This window comes from Bradyrhizobium sp. in8p8 (assembly GCF_000426845.1).
Classification (GTDB): Bacteria; Pseudomonadota; Alphaproteobacteria; order Rhizobiales; family Xanthobacteraceae; genus Bradyrhizobium; species Bradyrhizobium japonicum_C.
Genome location: NZ_AUGD01000008.1, coordinates 72790 through 90690, shown reverse-complemented (window position 1 = coordinate 90690; position 17901 = coordinate 72790). Strand labels below are relative to the sequence as shown.

Genomic DNA, 17901 nt, shown 5'->3' with positions numbered 1-17901 from the left:
CGGACGTTTGAAACGGGCCACGCCCGTCATTGCGAGGAGCTCTTGCGACGAAGCAATCCTGGCTGTCCCGCGGAGGGATTCTGGATTGCTTCGCCGAGCCTCTCATCGGGCTGCGCTCTGTGCGGACCCGCTGGCTCGCAATGACGGTGTGGCAACGCAGATGTCATAGGATGGACAGAGCGAAGCGTGCCCACCAACTTCTCGATGGTGCAAGATGGTGGCCACGGCGCTGTGCGCCCCGCCCTACGGCAGTGCGCGGGGCATGACAGCTGTGATCAAAACGGCAGTCCCACGTAATTCTCCGACAGCGACGTCATGGCGGCCTTGGACTGCGTGACGTAATCGAGCTCGGCGAGCTGAATACGCGCTCCGATGGTACCGGTGTCGGGGAATTTGTGCAGCATCGAGGTCATCCACCAGGAGAATCGCACGGCCTTCCAGACGCGCGCCAGCGCCTTGGCAGAATAGGCGTCGATGCCGGAGCTGGATCTCTCATCGTAGAATTCGCGCAGCGCGCTCGACAAATAATGCGCATCGCTGGCCGCGAGGTTCAACCCCTTGGCGCCGGTCGGCGGCACGATATGGGCGGCATCGCCGCACAGGAACATTCTGCCGATGCGCATCGGCTCGGCGACGAAGCTTCGCAAGGGCGCGATGCTCTTCTCGATCGAGGGGCCGGTGACGAGGCTGTCGGCCGCCTTCTGGTCGAGCCGACGCTTCAATTCGTCCCAGAAGCGGTCGTCCGGCCATTGGTCGACATGGTCGTCGAGCGAGCATTGCACATAATAGCGGCTGCGCTTGGTCGAGCGCATGGTGCACAGCGCAAAGCCGCGGGCGTGGTTGGAGTAGATCAGTTCGTGACTGACCGGCGGGGTATCGGAAAGAATGCCGAGCCAGCCGAACGGATAGATCCGCTCGAACTCCTCGATCGCATTGGCCCGGACGCTGGCGCGGCTGACGCCGTGAAAGCCGTCGCAGCCGGCAATGAAGTCGCAATCGATCGTGTGGGTGACGCCGTCCTTGACGTAGGTCACGCGCGGGTGACTGCCGTCGAAATCGTGCGGCTGCACGTCCCTGGCCTCATAGACCGAAACGAGACCGGCAGCCTTGCGCGCATTCATCAGGTCGAGGGTGACTTCGGTCTGGCCGTAGATCATCACGGTCTTGCCGGTCGCGCCCTTCATGTCGATGCGGTGACGCCGGCCTGAGAACGCAAGCTCGATGCCTTCATGCACCAAACCTTCGGCATGAGCCCGCGCGCCGGCGCGGACCTGATCGAGCAGCGCGACGGTTCCCTCCTCCAGAAGACCGGCGCGGATGCGACCGAGCACGTAATCCGGGCTCTGCCGCTCCAGGATGACGTTGTCGATGCCATATGTGTGCAGCAGTTGCCCAAGCAACAATCCGGCCGGCCCTGCCCCGATGATTGCGACTTTTGTCCGCAATACTTGCTCCTCCCGATCCTGTAGGCTTTCACCGCGACCTGCTTGTGGTGCCGGTCGGCAGGCGATAATTATATCATATAACGTTTGCAAAAGGGGAGCGGTCGTCGCCCGGCAGCGACAAATGCGTGCAACACGGCTGACGTAGATGGATGGTGCGACAGGACACGCGCCACTTCCGGCTTGAACACGCCGGCCAATTAGATAACATGTTAATTAACGAGACCGGGCCATCGAAAGCCCGCAGTCGAAAACAGGGAGAGACGCGTGATGAGGAAAGCCTGTCTGGCATTGCTGCTGGCAGCAAGCGTGAGCCCCGCGCTCGCGCAGGACAAGACCTTCGACTTGAAGATCTCGCATTGGGTGCCGGCCTCGCACCCGCTGCAGAAATCGCTGGAGGACTGGGCCGCCGCGGTCGAGAAGGATTCCGGCGGCACCATCAAGAGCAAGGTGTTTCCGGCCCAGCAGCTCGGCAAGGCCTTCGACCATTACGACATGGCGCGCGACGGCATCGCCGACGTCACCTACGTCAACCCCGGCTACCAGCCCGGCCGCTTCCCGATCATTGGCGCGGGCGAGCTGCCATTCCTGATCTCGGATGCCAAGGGCGGCTCGATGGGGCTGGATGCCTGGTACCGCAAGTATGCCGAAAAGGAGATGAAGGACGTCAAATACTGCCTCGCCTTCGTCCACTCGCCCTCCTCTTTCCATTCGCGTAGCAAGAAGATCGTCAACCCTGAGGACGTTAAGGGCATGAAGATCCGCCCAGCGCACGCCACGATGGCGAACTTCGTCACGTCGCTCGGCGGCACCAACGTGCAGTCCTCGGCGCCGGAGGTGCGCGACATCATCGAGCGCGGCGTCGCCGACGGCGTCACCTTCCCCTGGGGCTCCCTGGTGCTGTTCGGAATCGACAAGGTGACCAAGTACGACATGGAGGCGCCGCTCTACACCACGACCTTCGTGTTCGTGATCAACAAGGACAAGTACAATGCGATGTCCGACAAGCAGAAAGCCGCGATCGACAAGAACTGCTCGGTCGAAACGGCTGGTGCGGTGGGCGAGCATTGGGGCAAGTTCGAGGATGCCGGCATCGCCAAGGTGAAGGCGGAATCCGGCCACGAGGTCTACAAGCTGACGGCCGAGCAGACTGCCGCCTGGAAGAAGGCCGCAGAGCCGCTGGTCAAGACCTGGAGCGACGGCGCCAAGAAGGCCGGCGCCGATCCGGACGCGGCGCTCGCGGATCTCAAGGCATCGCTGAAGAAGTACAACGCACTGGCGGAGTAACTTCACGCGCTGCGGCGTACTCGCTGCACCTCTCCCGCTTGCGGGAGAGGTGGGTGCGTCCTGGCGATTCAGAGCATCGTCCCGCGCGCCGGGTTCTCGATTGCGCAGACACCATCCCCAACCTTCCCCCCGCAAGCGGGGGAGGGATCGCGGCTCCATCGCAGGCACATCTCGCACTCGTCGGAAGGACTCTTTCCCCATGAAGCGCTCCTGGATGGACCGCATCATCGATTCGATCGAATGGATCGCAGCCGGCTTCGTCGGCATCGTCGCGCTGGACATCTTCCTGTCGGTGCTGCTCCGCAACACGATGAACTATTCGATCCCGGACAGTTTCGACATCGGCCGCATGTTGCTCGGCATCCTGATTTTCTGGGGCATCGCCGCAACCTCCTATCGGGGTACCCACATCACTGTGGACCTGGTCTGGGCCAATGTCGGCCCGCGCTACCAGCGCATGATCGACGTGTTCGCGACCCTGGTGCTGCTCTTCGTCGTGACGGTGCAGACCTGGACGCTGTTCGACAAGGTCCGGCTGACCTACAACGACAATGTGCAGACCTTCGACCTGCACATGCCGACATGGCCGTTCTTCCTCGTCGCCTGGATCGGCGACGTCTGCGCCGTGCTGCTGATCGCGATCCGTACGTACCGGTTGATCTTCCATCCCGAAGACATGCATGAACCCAAGATCAAGGTGACGGAGTGACCATGAGTACCGACGCCGTCGCCGTCCTCGGCTTCATCTCCCTGTTCGCCTTGATGCTGTTGCGCGTGCCGGTCGGCATGGCCATGGGCCTCGTCGGCGTGTGCGGCTTCAGCTATCTCGTCGGCTCGACACCGGCCCTCAAGATGGTCGGACAGGTCACCATGCGGACGGTGACCGACTACACTTTCGGCGTTATTCCGATGTTCCTGCTGATGGGCTCCTTCGTCAGCAATTCCGGCATGAGCCGCGAGCTGTTCCGCGCCGCCAACGGCTTCGTCGGCCATCTGCGCGGCGGACTCGGCATCGCAACCGTAGGCGCCTGCGGCGGCTTTGCCGCGATCTGCGGCTCCTCAGTCGCGACCGCCGCGACCTTCTCCGCGGTCGCCTATCCCGAGATGCGGCGCTTCGGCTATCCGCAGTCCTTTGCCACGGGCGTGATCGCGGCCGGCGGCACGTTGGGCGCGATGCTGCCGCCCTCCACCGTGCTCGCCGTCTACGGCATCATCACCGAGCAGGACATCGGAAAGCTCTTCATCGCCGGCATCATCCCGGGCTTGCTCGCGATGACCATGTACATGCTCACGATCTTCCTGATCGGCTATTTCCGACCCGACTTCCTGCCCAAGGGCAAGGTCACGCCGTGGCGCGAGCGCTTCGCCGGATTGAAGGACATCTGGGCCCCGGTCCTGCTGTTTCTGTTCGTGATCGGAGGCCTCTACGGTCTGCCCTTCCTGCCGCGTTTCACCCCGACGGAGGCTGGCGGCGTCGGGGCCGCCGGCGCCTTCATCATCGGCGTGCTGACGGGCCGCCTCGACCGCGAGAAGGTGCTGGCCTCGCTGCTGCAGGCAACGCGCACCGCGGCCGCCGTGTTCACCGTGCTGATCGGCGCGCTGATCTTCGGCTATTTCCTCACGGTGACGCAGACGCCGCAGAAGGTCACGGAGTTCCTCACCGGCCTTGGCCTTGGGCCCTACGGCGTGCTGGGGCTGATCTTGGTGATGTATCTCGTGCTCGGCTGCCTGATGGACGCAATGGCGATGATCATCCTGACCGTGCCGATCATCTTCCCCGTCATCATCCATCTCGGCTTTGACCCGATCTGGTTCGGCATCATCATCGTCATGACCGTCGAGCTCGGCCTGATCACTCCGCCGGTGGGCATGAACGTGTTCGTCATAAAAAGCGTGGTGAAGGACGTCTCCTTCTCCACCATCTTCAAGGGCGTGAGCCCATTCGTGGCAACGGACCTCGTGCGCCTCGTGATCCTGATCGCCTTTCCGCTGCTGGCGATCTGGTTGCCGACGCGGATGATGGCGCATTGAGAGGTGAAGCGATGACCACACCGACGCTGCAAACCAAATACGTCTTCACCATCACCGCCCGCATCGGCGACGTCGTCACCGCCGGCGAGACCGGAATCGGCGTTCGCCGCATCATCCCGATCATCGGCGGCGAGGTGAAAGGCGCGATCGCCGGCAAGGTTCTGCCGTTCGGCGCGGACTTCCAGACCATCCGCCCCAACGAGCTGATCGATCTCGAAGCGAAATACGCCTTCGAGACCGACGACGGCGCCGTCATCTATGTCGAGAACAAGGGCATGCGCTTCGGGCCCGTAGAGCTCCTGCAGAAGCTCAAGCGCGGCGAGCCGGTCGATCCCAAGCTGATCTATTTCCGCACCGTGCCGAAGTTCGAGACCGGGCATGAGAAGTATCGCTGGCTGATGGAGCACATCTTCGTCGGCTCGGCCGCGCGTCATGCGGATCGGGTGGTGATCGACGTTCATCAGGTAATGTGAGAGCTGTCCGCCCGTCATCGCGAGCGCAGCGAAGCAATCCAGAGTCTTTCCGGCGAGGCATTCCGGGATGCTTCGCGGCGCCTGTCATCGGGCCGCGCTTCGCGCGGACCCGTTGGCTCGCAACGACGGAACATGCAGCAGCATGTGCGCTGCCCAGCGCATTCCTGACATGCCGCCTCGCCGGTCGGACGCCAGGGCGGCTCTCCATAGGAGAGGATATCCCGCGCCGCCCCTCCTTGACTCCCCCGGAATTCGTTATACAACATAACTATTCTGATAAGGACGCAAATGACACAGGGAAACGCCGAGACCGCCAGCGCGGGCGCCTCCGGGCTCTTGAAGATCGAGAGGGCGGACCGGGTTCTGACCGTGGGTCTGAACCGGCCGGCGAAGCGCAATGCGCTCAACGACGGCATCATCCTGGAAATCGGCGAGTGTTTTGCGTCCCTGCCCGACGACGTCGGCGCAGTCGTCATCCACGGCATCGGCGATCATTTCTCCAGTGGCCTCGACCTGTCCGAGCTGACCGAGCACGACGCCACGGGCGGCCTGCTGCATTCCCAGATGTGGCACCGGGTATTCGACCGCATTCAGTACAGCCGCGTGCCCGTGATCGCGGCGCTGCGAGGGGCGGTGATCGGCGGTGGGCTGGAGCTGGCCTGTGCGGCGCATATCCGCGTCGCCGAACCTTCGACCTATTTCGCGCTGCCGGAAGGGCAACGCGGCATCTTCGTCGGCGGCGGCGGCTCGGTGCGGCTGCCGCGCCTGATCGGCGTCGCCAGAATGATGGACATGATGCTGACCGGCCGCGTCTACAGCGCGACCGAAGGCGCGTCCTACGGCTTCGCGCAATATTTGACGGAAGCCGGCAACGCGCTTCCCAAGGCGATGGAACTCGCGACCAAGGTCGCCTCCAACGCGCCGCTGACGAATTTCGCCGTGCTCCAGGCACTGCCGATGATCGCGGAGGCCAATCCGCAAACCGGTCTGCTGATGGAATCGCTGATGGCGACGGTGGCGCAGAGCGACAAGGAGGCCAAGCGCCGGATCCGCGAATTCCTCGAGCACAAGACCGCAAAGGTGAAGCCGAAGTCATGAGTGCGCAGCCGTCCTCTTCCAGCATGGAACGCGGCGCGAGCACTTTCCCGCTGCGGCCGATCTCGTTCGGCGATCCCGCCGTCGACATCGAGCGCCGCGACGACGGCACGATCTATCTCAGGCCGAAGCAGCCGCTCGGCGACTATCCCGTCCGCATCACCGAGCGCCTGCATCATTGGGCCATTACCACGCCGGACCGCGTCTTCATGGCCGAGCGCGAAGGTGGCCGCGGCTGGCGCAAGATAACCTACGCCGAGCTGCTCATCGCGAGCCGGCACATCGCCTCGGGCCTGATCGCACGCGGATTGTCCGCAGAGCGCCCGGTCGTCATTCTCTCCGGCAATTCGATCGACCATGCGCTGCTCGCCTTCGGCGCGTTCTATGCGGGCGTGCCGTTCTGCCCGGTATCGCCGGCCTATTCGCTGGTGTCGAAGGATTACGGCAAGCTGTCCTACCTGATGAAGCTGCTGACGCCCGGCCTCGTCTTCGCCGAGGATGCCGACAAGTTCGCCGATGCGCTCACGGCCAACGTCTCACTCGGCACCGAGATAGCCGCATCCTATGGCCACGTGCATGGCCGGGACGTCACTTCGCTCGCGGACCTGATGGCGACGCCGATCCGCACCGATCTCGACGAGGTCCATGGCAGGATCGGCCCCGACACCATCGCGAAATTCCTGCTGACCTCGGGCTCGACCGGCAATCCCAAGGCGGTCATCAACACCCAACGCATGATCTGCGCCAACCAGGTGATGCTGCGCGAGACGCTCGCCTTTCTCAAGGACGAGCCGCCCGTCATCATCGACTGGCTACCCTGGAATCACACCTTTGGCGGCAACCACAATATCGGGCTGACGCTCTACAACGGCGGCTCGATGTATCTGGATGCCGGCAAGCCGATGCCCGGCGGCATCGAGGAGACCGTGCGCAATCTCCAGGAGATCTCGCCGACGGTGTATTTCAACGTGCCAAAGGGCTACGAATCTCTGCTGCCTTACTTGCGCGACGACCAGGGCCTGCGCGCAAAGTTCTTCGACCGGCTGCACGCGATGTTCTTCTCGGGCGCGGCGCTGTCGCCGTTCGTCTGGAACAGCCTCGACGAGCTCGCGGTGAAGGAAAAGGGCTACCGCGTGCCGATGCTGACGGGCCTCGGGGCCACCGAGACCGCGCCGTTCTTCATGTCGGTCAATCCGCGCACCAGCCGCTCCGGCCATGTCGGCCTGCCGGTCTCGGGCAACGACGCCAAGCTGGTGCCGAACAATGGCAAGCTGGAAGTCCGCTGCAAGGGGCCGAACGTCATGCCCGGCTACTGGCGCCAGCCCGACATCACCGCAAAATCCTTCGACGAGGAAGGCTTCTACAAACTCGGCGATGCGCTGAAGCCGGCCGATCCTGATGATCTCAATGCCGGCTTCGACTTCGACGGCCGCGTCAGCGAGGATTTCAAGCTGGCGAGCGGCACCTGGGTCAGCGTCGGCCCCCTGCGCGCGCGTTTCGTTGCGGCCTGTGCACCGCTGGTGCGCGACGTCGTGATCGCCGGCATCAACCGCGACGAGGTCTCCGCGCTGGTCGTGCTCGATCTCGATGGCTGCCGGCTGATCAACCCGACGCTGCCGATCAACGACCTCGTCGTCGCCACGCGCGACCGCCTGGTGCGCGAGGCCTTCCGCGAACGGCTGACGCGTTTCCTCAGCCAGGCCACGGGCTCCTCGACACGGATCACGCGCGCGATCCTGATGGACACGCCGCTCTCGATCGACAAGGGCGAAGTCACCGACAAGGGCTCGATCAACCAGCGCGCCGTTCTCGAGCATCGCACCGAGCTGATCGAGGAGCTCTATGCTGCCAATCCGTCGAACCGTGTGATATCGGTCGGCTAGAATTCATCGCCAAAGGAGAACGCCATGTTGTTGAAGGATCAGGCAGCCATCGTGACCGGCGGCGCATCGGGACTGGGTGCAGCGACTGCGCGAAAGCTCGCGGCCCAGGGGGCCAAGGTCGCCGTGTGCGACCTCAACACCAAGCTTGCGGAAACGGTCGCGGCGGAGATCAAGGGTGTCGCCGTGACCTGCGACGTCTCCGATGCGGCCTCCGCCGAAGCCGCGATCGCGCAAGCGACGAAGGCCCATGGCCCGGCCCGCGTGCTGGTCAATTGCGCCGGCATCGGCGTTGCCAAGCGCGTGGTCGGTCGCGACGGCCCGATGGCACTCGCCGATTTCGACAAGGTGATCAAGGTCAACCTGATCGGCAGCTTCAACATGCTGCGCCTTGCCGCGACCGAGATGTCCAAGCTGGAGCCGCAGGCGACCGGCGAGCGCGGCGTCATCATCAACACCGCTTCCGTCGCCGCCTATGACGGCCAGATCGGCCAGTCCGCCTATTCGGCCTCCAAGGGCGGCATCGTCGGCATGACCCTGCCGATCGCGCGCGAGCTCGCGCAATTCGGCATCCGCGTGCTGACCATCGCCCCCGGCCTGTTCCTGACGCCCCTGCTCGCGAACCTGCCGCAGGAAGCCCAGGACTCGCTTGCCGCCGCAATCCCCTTCCCGCGCCGTCTCGGCAATGCCGACGAGTTCGCCGCGCTCGCGCTGCACATGGTCGAGAACGCCTATCTGAACGGCGAAGTGGTGCGCCTCGACGGCTCGCTGCGCATGGCGCCGAAGTAAGTTAAATGAGCCGATCGCAACAGGCCAGGATCCTACCTCTCCCATTGGGAGAGGTGTGGCACAGCGCTAGTGGATAGATGAAGCATGTTCGTGAACCGGCGCGAGGTCCAGATTCAGTGGGGCGACTGCGACCCCGCCAATATCGTCTATTACCCGCGCTATTTCGCGATGTTCGATGATTCGACCTCGACCCTGTTCGAGGTCGCCGGCTTCTCCAAGCAGGATCTGGTCCGCAAATACGGCCTGGTGGGCATTCCCATGGTCGACACGCGGGCCAAGTTCTACATCCCCTCGACCTATGGCGACTGGATCACCATCGAGACCAGGATCGAGAGCATCAAGCGCTCGAGCTTCGAGGTGAAGCACAACGTCTACAAGGGCGAGGCGCTGGCGATCGAGGGTTTCGAGACCCGCGTGCTGGTCGGCCGCGATCCCGTTAACCCAGACAAGCTGAAATCGGCACCATTCCCGGCGGAAATGGTAGCCAAATTCACGGGGAGTTAAAGTCTGGAGCTAAATCGCCGCATCACCAAAAGAGGGGGCTGAATTACCCCCCGATTTCTGCTTTCAAAGAAACACGTCAAGGGAGGAATAGATGAAACGTTTTTATTTGACCGCTGCCATCACTGCGGCCGCGCTGGCGCTGCCGGCCCTGCCCGCGCTGGCCCAGACCAGCGAAGTCACCATCGGCATCACCACCGCTACGACCGGGCCGGGCGCGGCGCTCGGCATTCCCGAGCGCAACGCGCTGGAATTCGTACCAAAGGAGATCGGCGGCGTGCCGCTGAAGGTGATCGTGCTCGACGACGGCGGCGATCCCACCACCGCCACCACCAACGCGCGCCGCTTCGTCACCGAATCCAAGGCTGACATCATCATGGGCTCGGCGCTGACGCCGCCGACCATCGCCGTGTCCAACGTCGCCAACGAAGCCGGCATCCCGCATTTCGGCCTTGCGCCGTTCCCGATCACGCCCGAGCGCATGAAGTGGTCGGTGGCGATGCCGCAGCCGATCCCGATCGTCGGCAAGGTGCTGTACGACCACATGAAGTCCAAAGGCGTGAAGACGCTCGGCTATATCGGCTATTCCGATTCCTATGGCGATCTCTGGTTCAACGACCTCAAGGCGCAGGCCGTGCCCATGGGCATGACCATCGTCGACGAGGAGCGCTTTGCCCGTCCCGACACCTCGGTGACCGGACAGGTGCTCAAGCTCGTCGCCGCCAATCCCGACGCGATCCTGGTCGGCGCCTCCGGCACCGCGGCCGCGCTGCCGCAGACCGAGTTGCGCGAACGCGGTTACAAGGGGCTGATCTACCAGACCCACGGCGCCGCCAGCATGGACTTCATCCGCATCGCCGGCAAAGCGGCGGAAGGTGTCCTGATGGCCTCGGGCCCCGTCATGGCCCCCGAGGAACAACCGGATAGCGCGCTGACCAAGAAGCCCGGCCTCGCGCTGAACTCGGCCTACGAGGCCAAGTACGGCCCGAACAGCCGCAGCCAGTTCGCCGGCCATTCCTACGATGCGTTCGAGATCCTCAAGCGCATCATTCCGGTGGCGTTGAAGACGGCCAAGCCCGGCACGCCTGAGTTCCGCGAAGCCATCCGCCAGGCGCTGCTGACGGAGAAGGAATTGGCCGCAAGCCAGGGCGTCTACAACTTCACCGAGAAGGACCGCTATGGCCTCGACCAGCGCTCGCGCATCCTGCTCACGGTGAAGGACGGCAAGTACACGCTGGTGAAGTAAGCGCAGAGAGAGCGTTGAGATGATCAAGAGCCGGCCCAATGGGCCGGCTCTTTTGCTTGGGGAGCTGAGCGCAAGCTGCTGCCACGGTGGCTTCGGCGCCCCCTCTCCCGAGCGTGCTGATACGCACGAGCTCACGCCGCCTGCCGCAGCGGGGTCCACGCAAACTCCGGATAGTAGTCGTCCATCATGCGGTCGACATAGGCGGTGAGGTTCGGAAATGCCTCGGTGCGTTCGCGCAAGGCCGATTCGAAGAACGGCGTCAGGATGCCGGCGAGCGCGCCGAAGGCGGTTGCGTCGACACCGCAGGGCTTTTTGCCCATCAGGTACGCCTTGTCGCCGAGCTGAACCGACAGCGCGAACAGCGAGCGGACCGCGAGATCGACGTCGTCATCGGGCCCATGGCGGCCGAGCCCGGAGAGCAGATAGTTCTCGGCGACGCGGAATTGCGCATCCTCCCGCAGCTTCTCGCGATTGTGCTCCGGCGCGCCGTCGAAGAAGTGCGCAGGCCCCTTGGCGAAATTCACCGGATCGACCCAGCGGGCGCCGACCAGCGCCCAATAGACGTGATGCTCGATCATGCGCTCGAACGCCCAGGCCTGCGCGCGCTCCTGCAACGAGAGCCCGGCGTCGAAATCGAAGCCGTAGCGGCGTTCGATATGGGCGCGGATGAAGGTGGAATCGGCCACCGCCTCGCCGCCGTCGTCGATGAAGGGCAGCTGCCCCTTGGGCGAAGCTGGCGGCATCGCCCGCTCCTTACGGTAAGGCAGCCCTGCCATCTTGAGCTGCACCTCCGTCTTGGTGACGAAGGGGCTGATTTCCGGCAGGCCGAAGCCGGCGCCGAAGCCGTAAAGCGTGATCATGCGAGCTCTCCTGAACCTCGAACGAGTTGAAGGAACCTAGCGGCGGGCTGCTGCCACCATGGTGGCAGCAGCCATGATATCTTCTGCGAAGCGGGCTCCCCGCCAGGCGCGGCCCATCAAGTGGCGGACCAGCGCGTCGGCAACCCGGACCAGCGGGCGTATCACGGCGCTTGCGAGGGCAAACCGGAGGTCGACGGCCACGAGATCGAGCGAAACGAGGCGGCCGAACACCGCTGCGGACCACGCCTGTGCCCGCAGCATCGGAACGGCCGGGCCGAAATGGGTTGGAATGATCATGGACAAATCCCCTTCAGTCGATGAGTTGTCCGGGTATAGAACTCCCCTGCTGCCAACATCCTGTCAGCAGCCGCGCTCCGCGTGCTGAAAGAGCACCGAGAAAATGGGCACAAGAGACCTGTCATGAGACGCGCCGACCGGCTGTTTCAAATCATTCAGGTGCTGAGGCGCACGCGCAAGCCGCTGACGGCGGACGCGATCGCGGCCGAGCTTGAGACCTCCAAGCGCACCATCTACCGCGACATCGCAACCCTGATCGGTCAACGCGTACCGATCCGCGGTGAAGCCGGCATGGGTTACATCCTGGAAAAGGGTTTTGACCTCCCGCCGCTCATGCTGACACCCGACGAGATCGAGGCGGCGGTGCTGGGCGCGCAATGGGTCGCGGGCCATGCCGACTCCGCGCTGGCACGCGCGGCCGAAGACTTGATGGCCAAGATCGCCGACACGGTCCCAGAACGCCTGCGGCCTTTCGTGCTGGAGCCGGCGAGCCGGGCGCGGCCGAGCTGGAACAGAGAGCCGGACCGCCTGGACATGGTGCGCACCCGCACCCAAATTCACGAAGGCAAGAAGATCATGCTGCGCTATCGTGACGAGCACGGCCGCCCCAGCGAGCGCATGATCTGGCCGATCTCCGTCGGCTATCTCGAAGCCGTGCGCCTGTTGGCGGCCTGGTGCGAGCTGCGCGGCGACTTCCGCAGCTTCCGCACCGATCGCGTGGTCGAGGCGACCTATCTCGACGAGAAATACCCGGAGCGGCGCGACGTGCTGCGCGCAAGATGGCGGCAGAGTCTGGTCTGGGGTCCGCCGAAGGACACTTGAGGATGATGCAAGAGACCGACCTGTCGAGCTGCTGCCAGGGTTGCGGCGCCTGCTGCGGCTATTCGCAGAACTGGCCGCGCTTCTCGATCGAGAGCGACGAGGAGCTTGCGGCGATTCCCGAAACGCTGGTCAACGCGCGTCAGTCCGGCATGCGCTGCGAGGGGGATCGCTGCTCGGCCCTGCAGGGAAAGATCGGAGAGATGACGACCTGCGGCATCTATGAACTGCGGCCAGAGGTCTGCCGCACCTGCATGCCGGGCGACGCCGAATGCGCGATGGCGCGGCGGAAGTTCGGCCTGCCGATCATAGAGGCCGCCTAGGCGGGAACGGCTTCGCTGGTCTCGTCGTCGAGCTCGTCATCGAGTGGTGCGAGCACCGAAAGCGGCTTGGTCGACAGCGTGATCGGCTTGCGCCCGCCCGAGAGCGACGGCGAGGATTTCGCCGAGCTTTCGCGCGACAGCGCGTAGAGCGTCGAGCCAACGCGGCCGCCGTTCTCGATCAGGTCACGCTCGCTGCAGCTTGCTGCAATCGCGACCGCCAGCGAATGCAAATGACTGCGGCGGTAGCAAAACAGCGCCAGCCTGGCACGCGCGTCAGGGGAAACACTCTCAACCAGCCTCGGCAGGCCACTCTCGCTGGCGCGATACATCTCGCCAAGGAGCTCGTCGCGGACCGGACAGGAATCGCCTTCAAAGGTGTCGCGGCTTGCAAACATTGCGGTTCTCCCTCATGGCGAAGATGCAGCGTAATTCTCTAACGAAAGGTTAACCACGCCCCCCGGTAGTCGCCGGGGGTGCTTGCGCCATGGCTGCGAATCGGAGGCGTATTGATGCTTGCCCGTCATTCCGCGGCGCGCGAGGCGAAAACCGGAAATCTCGAGATTCCGCGCCCGGCGCTGCGGACCGCCCCGGAGTGACGGATGCGAGCAGTCAGTTCGCCGCCATGAAGATGGAGAGGCCGAAGCCGGTCAGGTGATGCAGCGCCTGGTCGACGCCGATCAGGGTCCAGAACCAGGGATGCGCGAGGTCGACACCGAAATTGGCGGAGACGAATCCCTTGGCGCGGTCGATCGTGATGTGGATCGCGAAGTCAATGAAGGCCACGAACCAGAATCTCGGTGCGACGATCAGGATGAGGGGCAGCGCGACGGCGAGGTGGACGAGACAGTGCACCAGAAGCGGCAGGGCCCAGCCGTGCTTCTGGTCCTTGCCGTGCGCCATCCACGCGGTCTGGAGCACGAAATCGGCGATGATGTGCTTGAAGGTGAGCAGCAACATCCAGCCAATGAGCGCTTCAACCGGAATCGCCGATGACATGGGTGGAAACGACAAGCTGACGCCCTCATTGACGTGACGAGAAGAATTGGAGCGTTCAGCGCAACTTCTTCCCTGACCCGCCAAATCGCCGGGACGCGTGATTTATGACATCTCCCGCGGCGGAATGCAGCCGGGGGGAACCGGAAAATCGCCAACTGTGGCTAACTGGTGATACGATGGCCAATCGCCGCGGCCGCCTCCAGTAAGGTTACCTCCGGCTCGAAATTTGCATCCCGTTACCTTCGCGCTATCATCAGCGAAGAATATCGTTCTTTTTTCAGCCGTTTACGAATTTCAGGGCTCCCCATCGCGGGTGCCGACATCCGAATAAGGCCAGAGTGCTGCCATGGGTACTGAAGGCCCCATCTCATCGCTGACCGAACCTCCGCCCCGTCGCCCGAAGGTGATCAAGACCAATCAGCAGCAGGTCTTCCTCTACGTCGTGCTGACCCTGCTGTTGTCGTTCGCCACCGTCTGGGCTGGCCGCTCCTTACTGCACAATTCGGAAACGCTGACCTTTGCCGTCGGCGCTCCCAACGGTGACGAGGCGCTGTTCGCGGCCAAGCTGGCCACCGTGGTGCAGAACAACGCTTCGCGCTTGCGGATCAAGGTCGTCAACAACGCAGACAATGCCAAGGCGCTCGTGCAGTTCGACCGCAAGCAGGCCGACCTCGCCGTCCTGCGCACCGACGCCAAGATCCCGCTGCGCGCACGCACGCTCGCGATTCTCGAGCATGATCTCGTCCTCCTGTTCGGTCCCGGCAACAAGAAGATCAAGTCGTTGGCGGAGCTGAAGAAGAAGAAGGTCGCGGTGGTCTCCGACAACGAATCCTCGCTCGCCTTCGTCCGCAGCATCCTCGACGTCGCCGACGGACCCGATGCCACGAGGATCCAATTGGCACCGCAGGGCGCAACGCTCGACAAGTTGTTCGCCCCGGCAAACGGCTTTGGCGCGGTGATCGCCATCGTCCACGCGTCGCGGGCGGTGCGGGACAAATCGTATGAGCAGGCCGCCAGGCGCGGCGGCTTCACGCTCAACGCCATCGACGAAGCCAAGACGCTGGCGCGTAAATTCCCCGGCATATCCGACGAGACGCTGACGGCAGGCACGGTATCGGCGTCCCCGCAGATTCCCAACGACGATCTCGATACGATCGGGCTCGAATGGCTGCTGGTCGCGCAGTCCAGGATGTCGCCGACCACGGCAGGCGAGCTCGCCCGCATTGTCTACGAAAACAAGTCGGCGCTCGGGCTCGACAACGGCTTCGCCACCAGGATCGAACCGGCCTCCGTCGAGAAGGACGCCTTCGTGATCGCGCATCGGGGCGCAGCCGACTACATCAACGACGACACGAAGACCTTCGTGGACAAGTACAGCGACCTGATGTATCTGGGCGCCGCCGCGCTCAGCGTCATCGGCTCGATCTTCGCAGCGATCTACGCCAAGATCACCCGCATCGCCCCCGAGAAGGCCAGCGAGCTCTCCACCGCCATCCTCGACATCGGCGAGCGGATCGAGCACGCCCACTCGCTCGACCAGCTCGAATGTCTCCAGGACGAGTTGGAGGCCATCCTGCGCGGCGCGGTGATCGGCCTCAGGGACGGCACGATCAGCACCGACGGGCTCGACACCTTCAAGCTCGGGTACGAGTTCGTCCGCGACGAGATCAGCATGCGCCGCGACTATTTGAAGCGTCATGCCGGCGAAGCCGAAAAGCCGGCGCGCGATGGCGGCGCGCCCCCATCGGACGACAGCAATGTGGTGGTGGTGAAGACCGCCCATAGCGCCTGACCAGCCGGGGACCTGCCCCGTCAGGCCAGCGTCCGGCCGACTTCTATCCCCCGCAGAATCAACGCCGGGTGCCTTGGAACCGTCGCATTGCGCAACCGTTGGTTTCCGGTTGCAACCAGAGAACGCGCATGCGTGCACTCCTCATCATCCTCCTTCTGGCAATGCTGGCGGCCGCCGGCTACTTCGCCTATTCCGCAATGGTGGTCGAAGGTGAGCCGATTCCGACGGAAGGCTACGTGGCGCTGGCGCTGGGCGCGGGGTTTTCCGTCATCGTCGGAGTCGGGCTGATGGTGCTGCTGTTCTTCAGCAGCCGCCGCGGCTATGACGAGCCGCCACATTTCAGGTAGGCATTCCGCGAACGGCAGCGGCCGGGGATCGGCGCAGCGGCGCCAATGCAGCCGCCTGCGTCCGTCGTTGACGGCTTGCGTCCAGGCGGGCACTTATGGCGCCGACAATGGAGACAAGAATGTCGGACACAGCGGACGCGGCGACAGGCCCGCTGCTCGAAATCATCGGCGCACGCGCCACCATCCGCCTCAATCGACCCCAACACCTCAACCGGCTTCAGGCGGAGGATCTCGGCGAACTGACAAGACTGTTCGACCGGATCGAGACCGATCCTGATATTCGCGTGCTGGTGCTGACCGGCACCGGGCGGGCCTTCTCCGCGGGTTACGACCTCAATTCGGTGGCGGAGCGCGCGGTCAGTGCGAACGAGCAGCAGAGCGCGGGTTCCGCTTTCGAGGTGGTCGTCAACCGGCTCGAGGATCTCGGCGTACCAACCATCTGCCGTCTCAACGGCGGTGTCTATGGCGGCTCGACCGACCTCGCGCTCGCCTGCGATTTCCGCATCGGCGTCGATACCGCGGAGATGTTCATGCCGGCGGCGCGGCTTGGGCTGCATTATTACCCGAGCGGCATCAAACGCTACGTGAGCCGGCTCGGCCTGGACAGTGCGAAGAAGCTGTTCCTGACCGCGCAGAAGATCAGCGCGCCGGAAATGCTGCGCATCGGCTATCTCACGGCCATGGTGCCGTTGGAATCTCTGGACGAGGAGGTCGACAAGCTCGCTGCCATCCTCGCCGGCAACGCCCCGCAGGCGATGCGCGGCATGAAGCGCGCGATCAACGAGTTCGCCCGTGGCGAGCTCGATGAGCGAGCCGCCGACCAGCGTCACCGCGACAGCATGCGCGGCGACGAGATCAAGGAAGGCATCAAGGCGTTTGCCGAGAAGAGAGCGCCTCGGTTTTGAGTCGAACAGGAGTGCCACGCCCTCGCTATCGTCCCGGCGAAGGCCGCGATCCATAGTCACAAGGGCTCGTCTTCGCGAGGGCCGGTAGGTCCGATTGTTCGCAAAAACTATTGTTGCGGCGTATCGGTCCCGGCCTTCGCCGGGACGACTCTGTAGCTGAGATGCGTTCTACCCACCTGCCGCCTTGGCATGCTGCGCCGCCATCTCCGCGTCCTCCGCATTGATGCGCTGGAACGCCGGCCGCGCCGTCATGCGGTCGGCGTAGCGGACGAACACGTCCTTCTTGGGCACGATGCCGAACATCATGGTCCAGCTGAACGCGACGCCCCACAACACGTCGGCGGCGGTCATTCGCTCGCCGAGCAGATACGGCCCCTTCGACAGCTGCGCCTCGAGCGCAGCCAGCATGGTGTCGTAGTCCGCGTAGGGCGACTGCGTGACCGGCGCCGGCTCGCGCTGCATGAACTTGTCGATCAGCGCCGGCTCGAACGATGACCCGTAATAGGCGATCCAGCGCAGATACGGGCCGCGCAGCGGATCGTTCAGCGCCGGCGTGAGGCCTGCCTGCGGATACAGGTCGGCGAGATGGATGGTGATGGCGACCTGCTCGGTCACCAGCGCCTCGCCGTGGCGGATCGCCGGCACCTTTCCGAGCGGATTGATGGCGAGGTAGGCGGGCTCGCGCTGCTGGCCGGCCTTCATGTTGAGAACGTGGAGATCGTAGGGAGCCCCCAGCTCCTCCAGCAGGATCCGTGTGCCGGTGGCCCGCGTCTGCGGCGAATAGTACAGCGTGATGCGGTTTGGATCGGTCATGGCGG

The 17901-nt window shown here is 64.0% G+C and carries 20 protein-coding genes; 14 read left to right on the top strand and 6 right to left on the bottom strand.

Translation table 11 applies throughout. From position 1 onward, the window contains the following. Positions 1-275: 275 nt before the first annotated feature. On the bottom strand, positions 276-1445 hold the full coding sequence (gene pobA / locus K408_RS0120580; protein WP_024340598.1) for a 4-hydroxybenzoate 3-monooxygenase: 1170 nt from the start codon (positions 1443-1445) through the stop codon (positions 276-278). 267 nt (positions 1446-1712) lie between these two features. On the opposite strand from pobA, the gene K408_RS0120575 reads away from it, so the two are divergent. The 9 genes from K408_RS0120575 (at position 1713) to K408_RS0120535 (ending at position 10744) form a co-directional block, all read left to right on the top strand. Further along, complete coding sequence (locus tag K408_RS0120575) at positions 1713-2729, top strand: TRAP transporter substrate-binding protein (RefSeq protein WP_024340599.1); 1017 nt, start codon at positions 1713-1715, stop codon at positions 2727-2729. A gap of 199 nt (positions 2730-2928) precedes the next feature. After that, a complete protein-coding gene (locus K408_RS0120570; RefSeq protein ID WP_024340600.1) occupies positions 2929-3438 on the top strand; it encodes a TRAP transporter small permease in 510 nt (169 codons plus the stop codon). A gap of 2 nt (positions 3439-3440) precedes the next feature. Continuing rightward, positions 3441-4760: a TRAP transporter large permease gene (locus K408_RS0120565; protein WP_024340601.1), complete on the top strand. Its 1320-nt coding sequence runs from the start codon at positions 3441-3443 to the stop codon at positions 4758-4760. Positions 4761-4771: 11 nt separating this feature from the next. Beyond that, entirely contained in the window at positions 4772-5233 is a 462-nt protein-coding gene (locus K408_RS0120560; RefSeq protein ID WP_024340602.1) for a DUF3237 domain-containing protein, read from the top strand. A 288-nt stretch (positions 5234-5521) separates the two neighbouring features. After that, positions 5522-6331, top strand: a complete 810-nt coding sequence (locus tag K408_RS0120555; RefSeq protein WP_024340603.1) for a crotonase/enoyl-CoA hydratase family protein — start codon at positions 5522-5524, stop codon at positions 6329-6331. Beyond that, on the top strand, positions 6328-8211 hold the full coding sequence (locus K408_RS0120550) for a feruloyl-CoA synthase (protein WP_024340604.1): 1884 nt from the start codon (positions 6328-6330) through the stop codon (positions 8209-8211). The genes K408_RS0120555 and K408_RS0120550 overlap by 4 nt, the downstream gene beginning before the upstream one ends. Before the next feature lie 24 nt (positions 8212-8235). Next, positions 8236-8997, top strand: a complete 762-nt coding sequence (locus K408_RS0120545) for an SDR family NAD(P)-dependent oxidoreductase (protein ID WP_024340605.1) — start codon at positions 8236-8238, stop codon at positions 8995-8997. An 84-nt stretch (positions 8998-9081) separates the two neighbouring features. Further along, complete coding sequence (locus tag K408_RS0120540; protein WP_024340606.1) at positions 9082-9501, top strand: acyl-CoA thioesterase; 420 nt, start codon at positions 9082-9084, stop codon at positions 9499-9501. 91 nt (positions 9502-9592) lie between these two features. Next, positions 9593-10744 (top strand): ABC transporter substrate-binding protein, encoded by a 1152-nt coding sequence (locus K408_RS0120535; RefSeq protein ID WP_024340607.1) that lies wholly within the window; start codon positions 9593-9595, stop codon positions 10742-10744. Positions 10745-10875: 131 nt separating this feature from the next. On the opposite strand, the gene K408_RS0120530 is transcribed toward K408_RS0120535, so the two are convergent. Together K408_RS0120530 and K408_RS0120525 are read right to left on the bottom strand one after the other, a co-directional pair. Continuing rightward, positions 10876-11604: a glutathione S-transferase family protein gene (locus tag K408_RS0120530; protein WP_024340608.1), complete on the bottom strand. Its 729-nt coding sequence runs from the start codon at positions 11602-11604 to the stop codon at positions 10876-10878. A gap of 36 nt (positions 11605-11640) precedes the next feature. Further along, the gene (locus K408_RS0120525; protein ID WP_024340609.1) at positions 11641-11901 is read right to left on the bottom strand and encodes a hypothetical protein; all 261 of its coding nucleotides are present in this window, start codon (positions 11899-11901) and stop codon (positions 11641-11643) included. Between the two features lie 123 nt (positions 11902-12024). On the opposite strand from K408_RS0120525, the gene K408_RS0120520 reads away from it, so the two are divergent. Continuing rightward, on the top strand, positions 12025-12723 hold the full coding sequence (locus K408_RS0120520; protein ID WP_024340610.1) for a helix-turn-helix transcriptional regulator: 699 nt from the start codon (positions 12025-12027) through the stop codon (positions 12721-12723). 5 nt (positions 12724-12728) lie between these two features. After that, positions 12729-13043, top strand: coding sequence for a YkgJ family cysteine cluster protein (locus K408_RS0120515; protein ID WP_024340611.1), 315 nt, complete (start codon positions 12729-12731; stop codon positions 13041-13043). Here K408_RS0120515 and K408_RS42795 read toward each other — a convergent pair. Together K408_RS42795 and K408_RS0120500 are read right to left on the bottom strand one after the other, a co-directional pair. Further along, positions 13040-13438, bottom strand: coding sequence for a hypothetical protein (locus K408_RS42795; RefSeq protein WP_024340612.1), 399 nt, complete (start codon positions 13436-13438; stop codon positions 13040-13042). The genes K408_RS0120515 and K408_RS42795 overlap by 4 nt on opposite strands. Before the next feature lie 214 nt (positions 13439-13652). After that, on the bottom strand, positions 13653-14000 hold the full coding sequence (locus K408_RS0120500; RefSeq protein WP_029674221.1) for a DUF3307 domain-containing protein: 348 nt from the start codon (positions 13998-14000) through the stop codon (positions 13653-13655). Positions 14001-14385: 385 nt separating this feature from the next. On the opposite strand from K408_RS0120500, the gene K408_RS0120495 reads away from it, so the two are divergent. From K408_RS0120495 to K408_RS0120485, 3 genes are all read left to right on the top strand, one after another. Then, positions 14386-15831, top strand: coding sequence for a TAXI family TRAP transporter solute-binding subunit (locus tag K408_RS0120495; protein WP_024340614.1), 1446 nt, complete (start codon positions 14386-14388; stop codon positions 15829-15831). 128 nt (positions 15832-15959) lie between these two features. Continuing rightward, positions 15960-16178 carry a hypothetical protein gene (locus K408_RS0120490; protein ID WP_024340615.1) on the top strand — a complete coding sequence of 73 codons (219 nt, stop codon included), beginning with the start codon at positions 15960-15962 and terminating at the stop codon, positions 16176-16178. A gap of 119 nt (positions 16179-16297) precedes the next feature. Beyond that, entirely contained in the window at positions 16298-17083 is a 786-nt protein-coding gene (locus K408_RS0120485; RefSeq protein ID WP_024340616.1) for an enoyl-CoA hydratase/isomerase family protein, read from the top strand. Between the two features lie 168 nt (positions 17084-17251). Here the strand turns inward: K408_RS0120485 and K408_RS0120480 are convergent, their stop codons facing one another. Then, on the bottom strand, positions 17252-17896 hold the full coding sequence (locus K408_RS0120480; protein ID WP_024340617.1) for a glutathione S-transferase family protein: 645 nt from the start codon (positions 17894-17896) through the stop codon (positions 17252-17254). Positions 17897-17901: the final 5 nt, after the last annotated feature.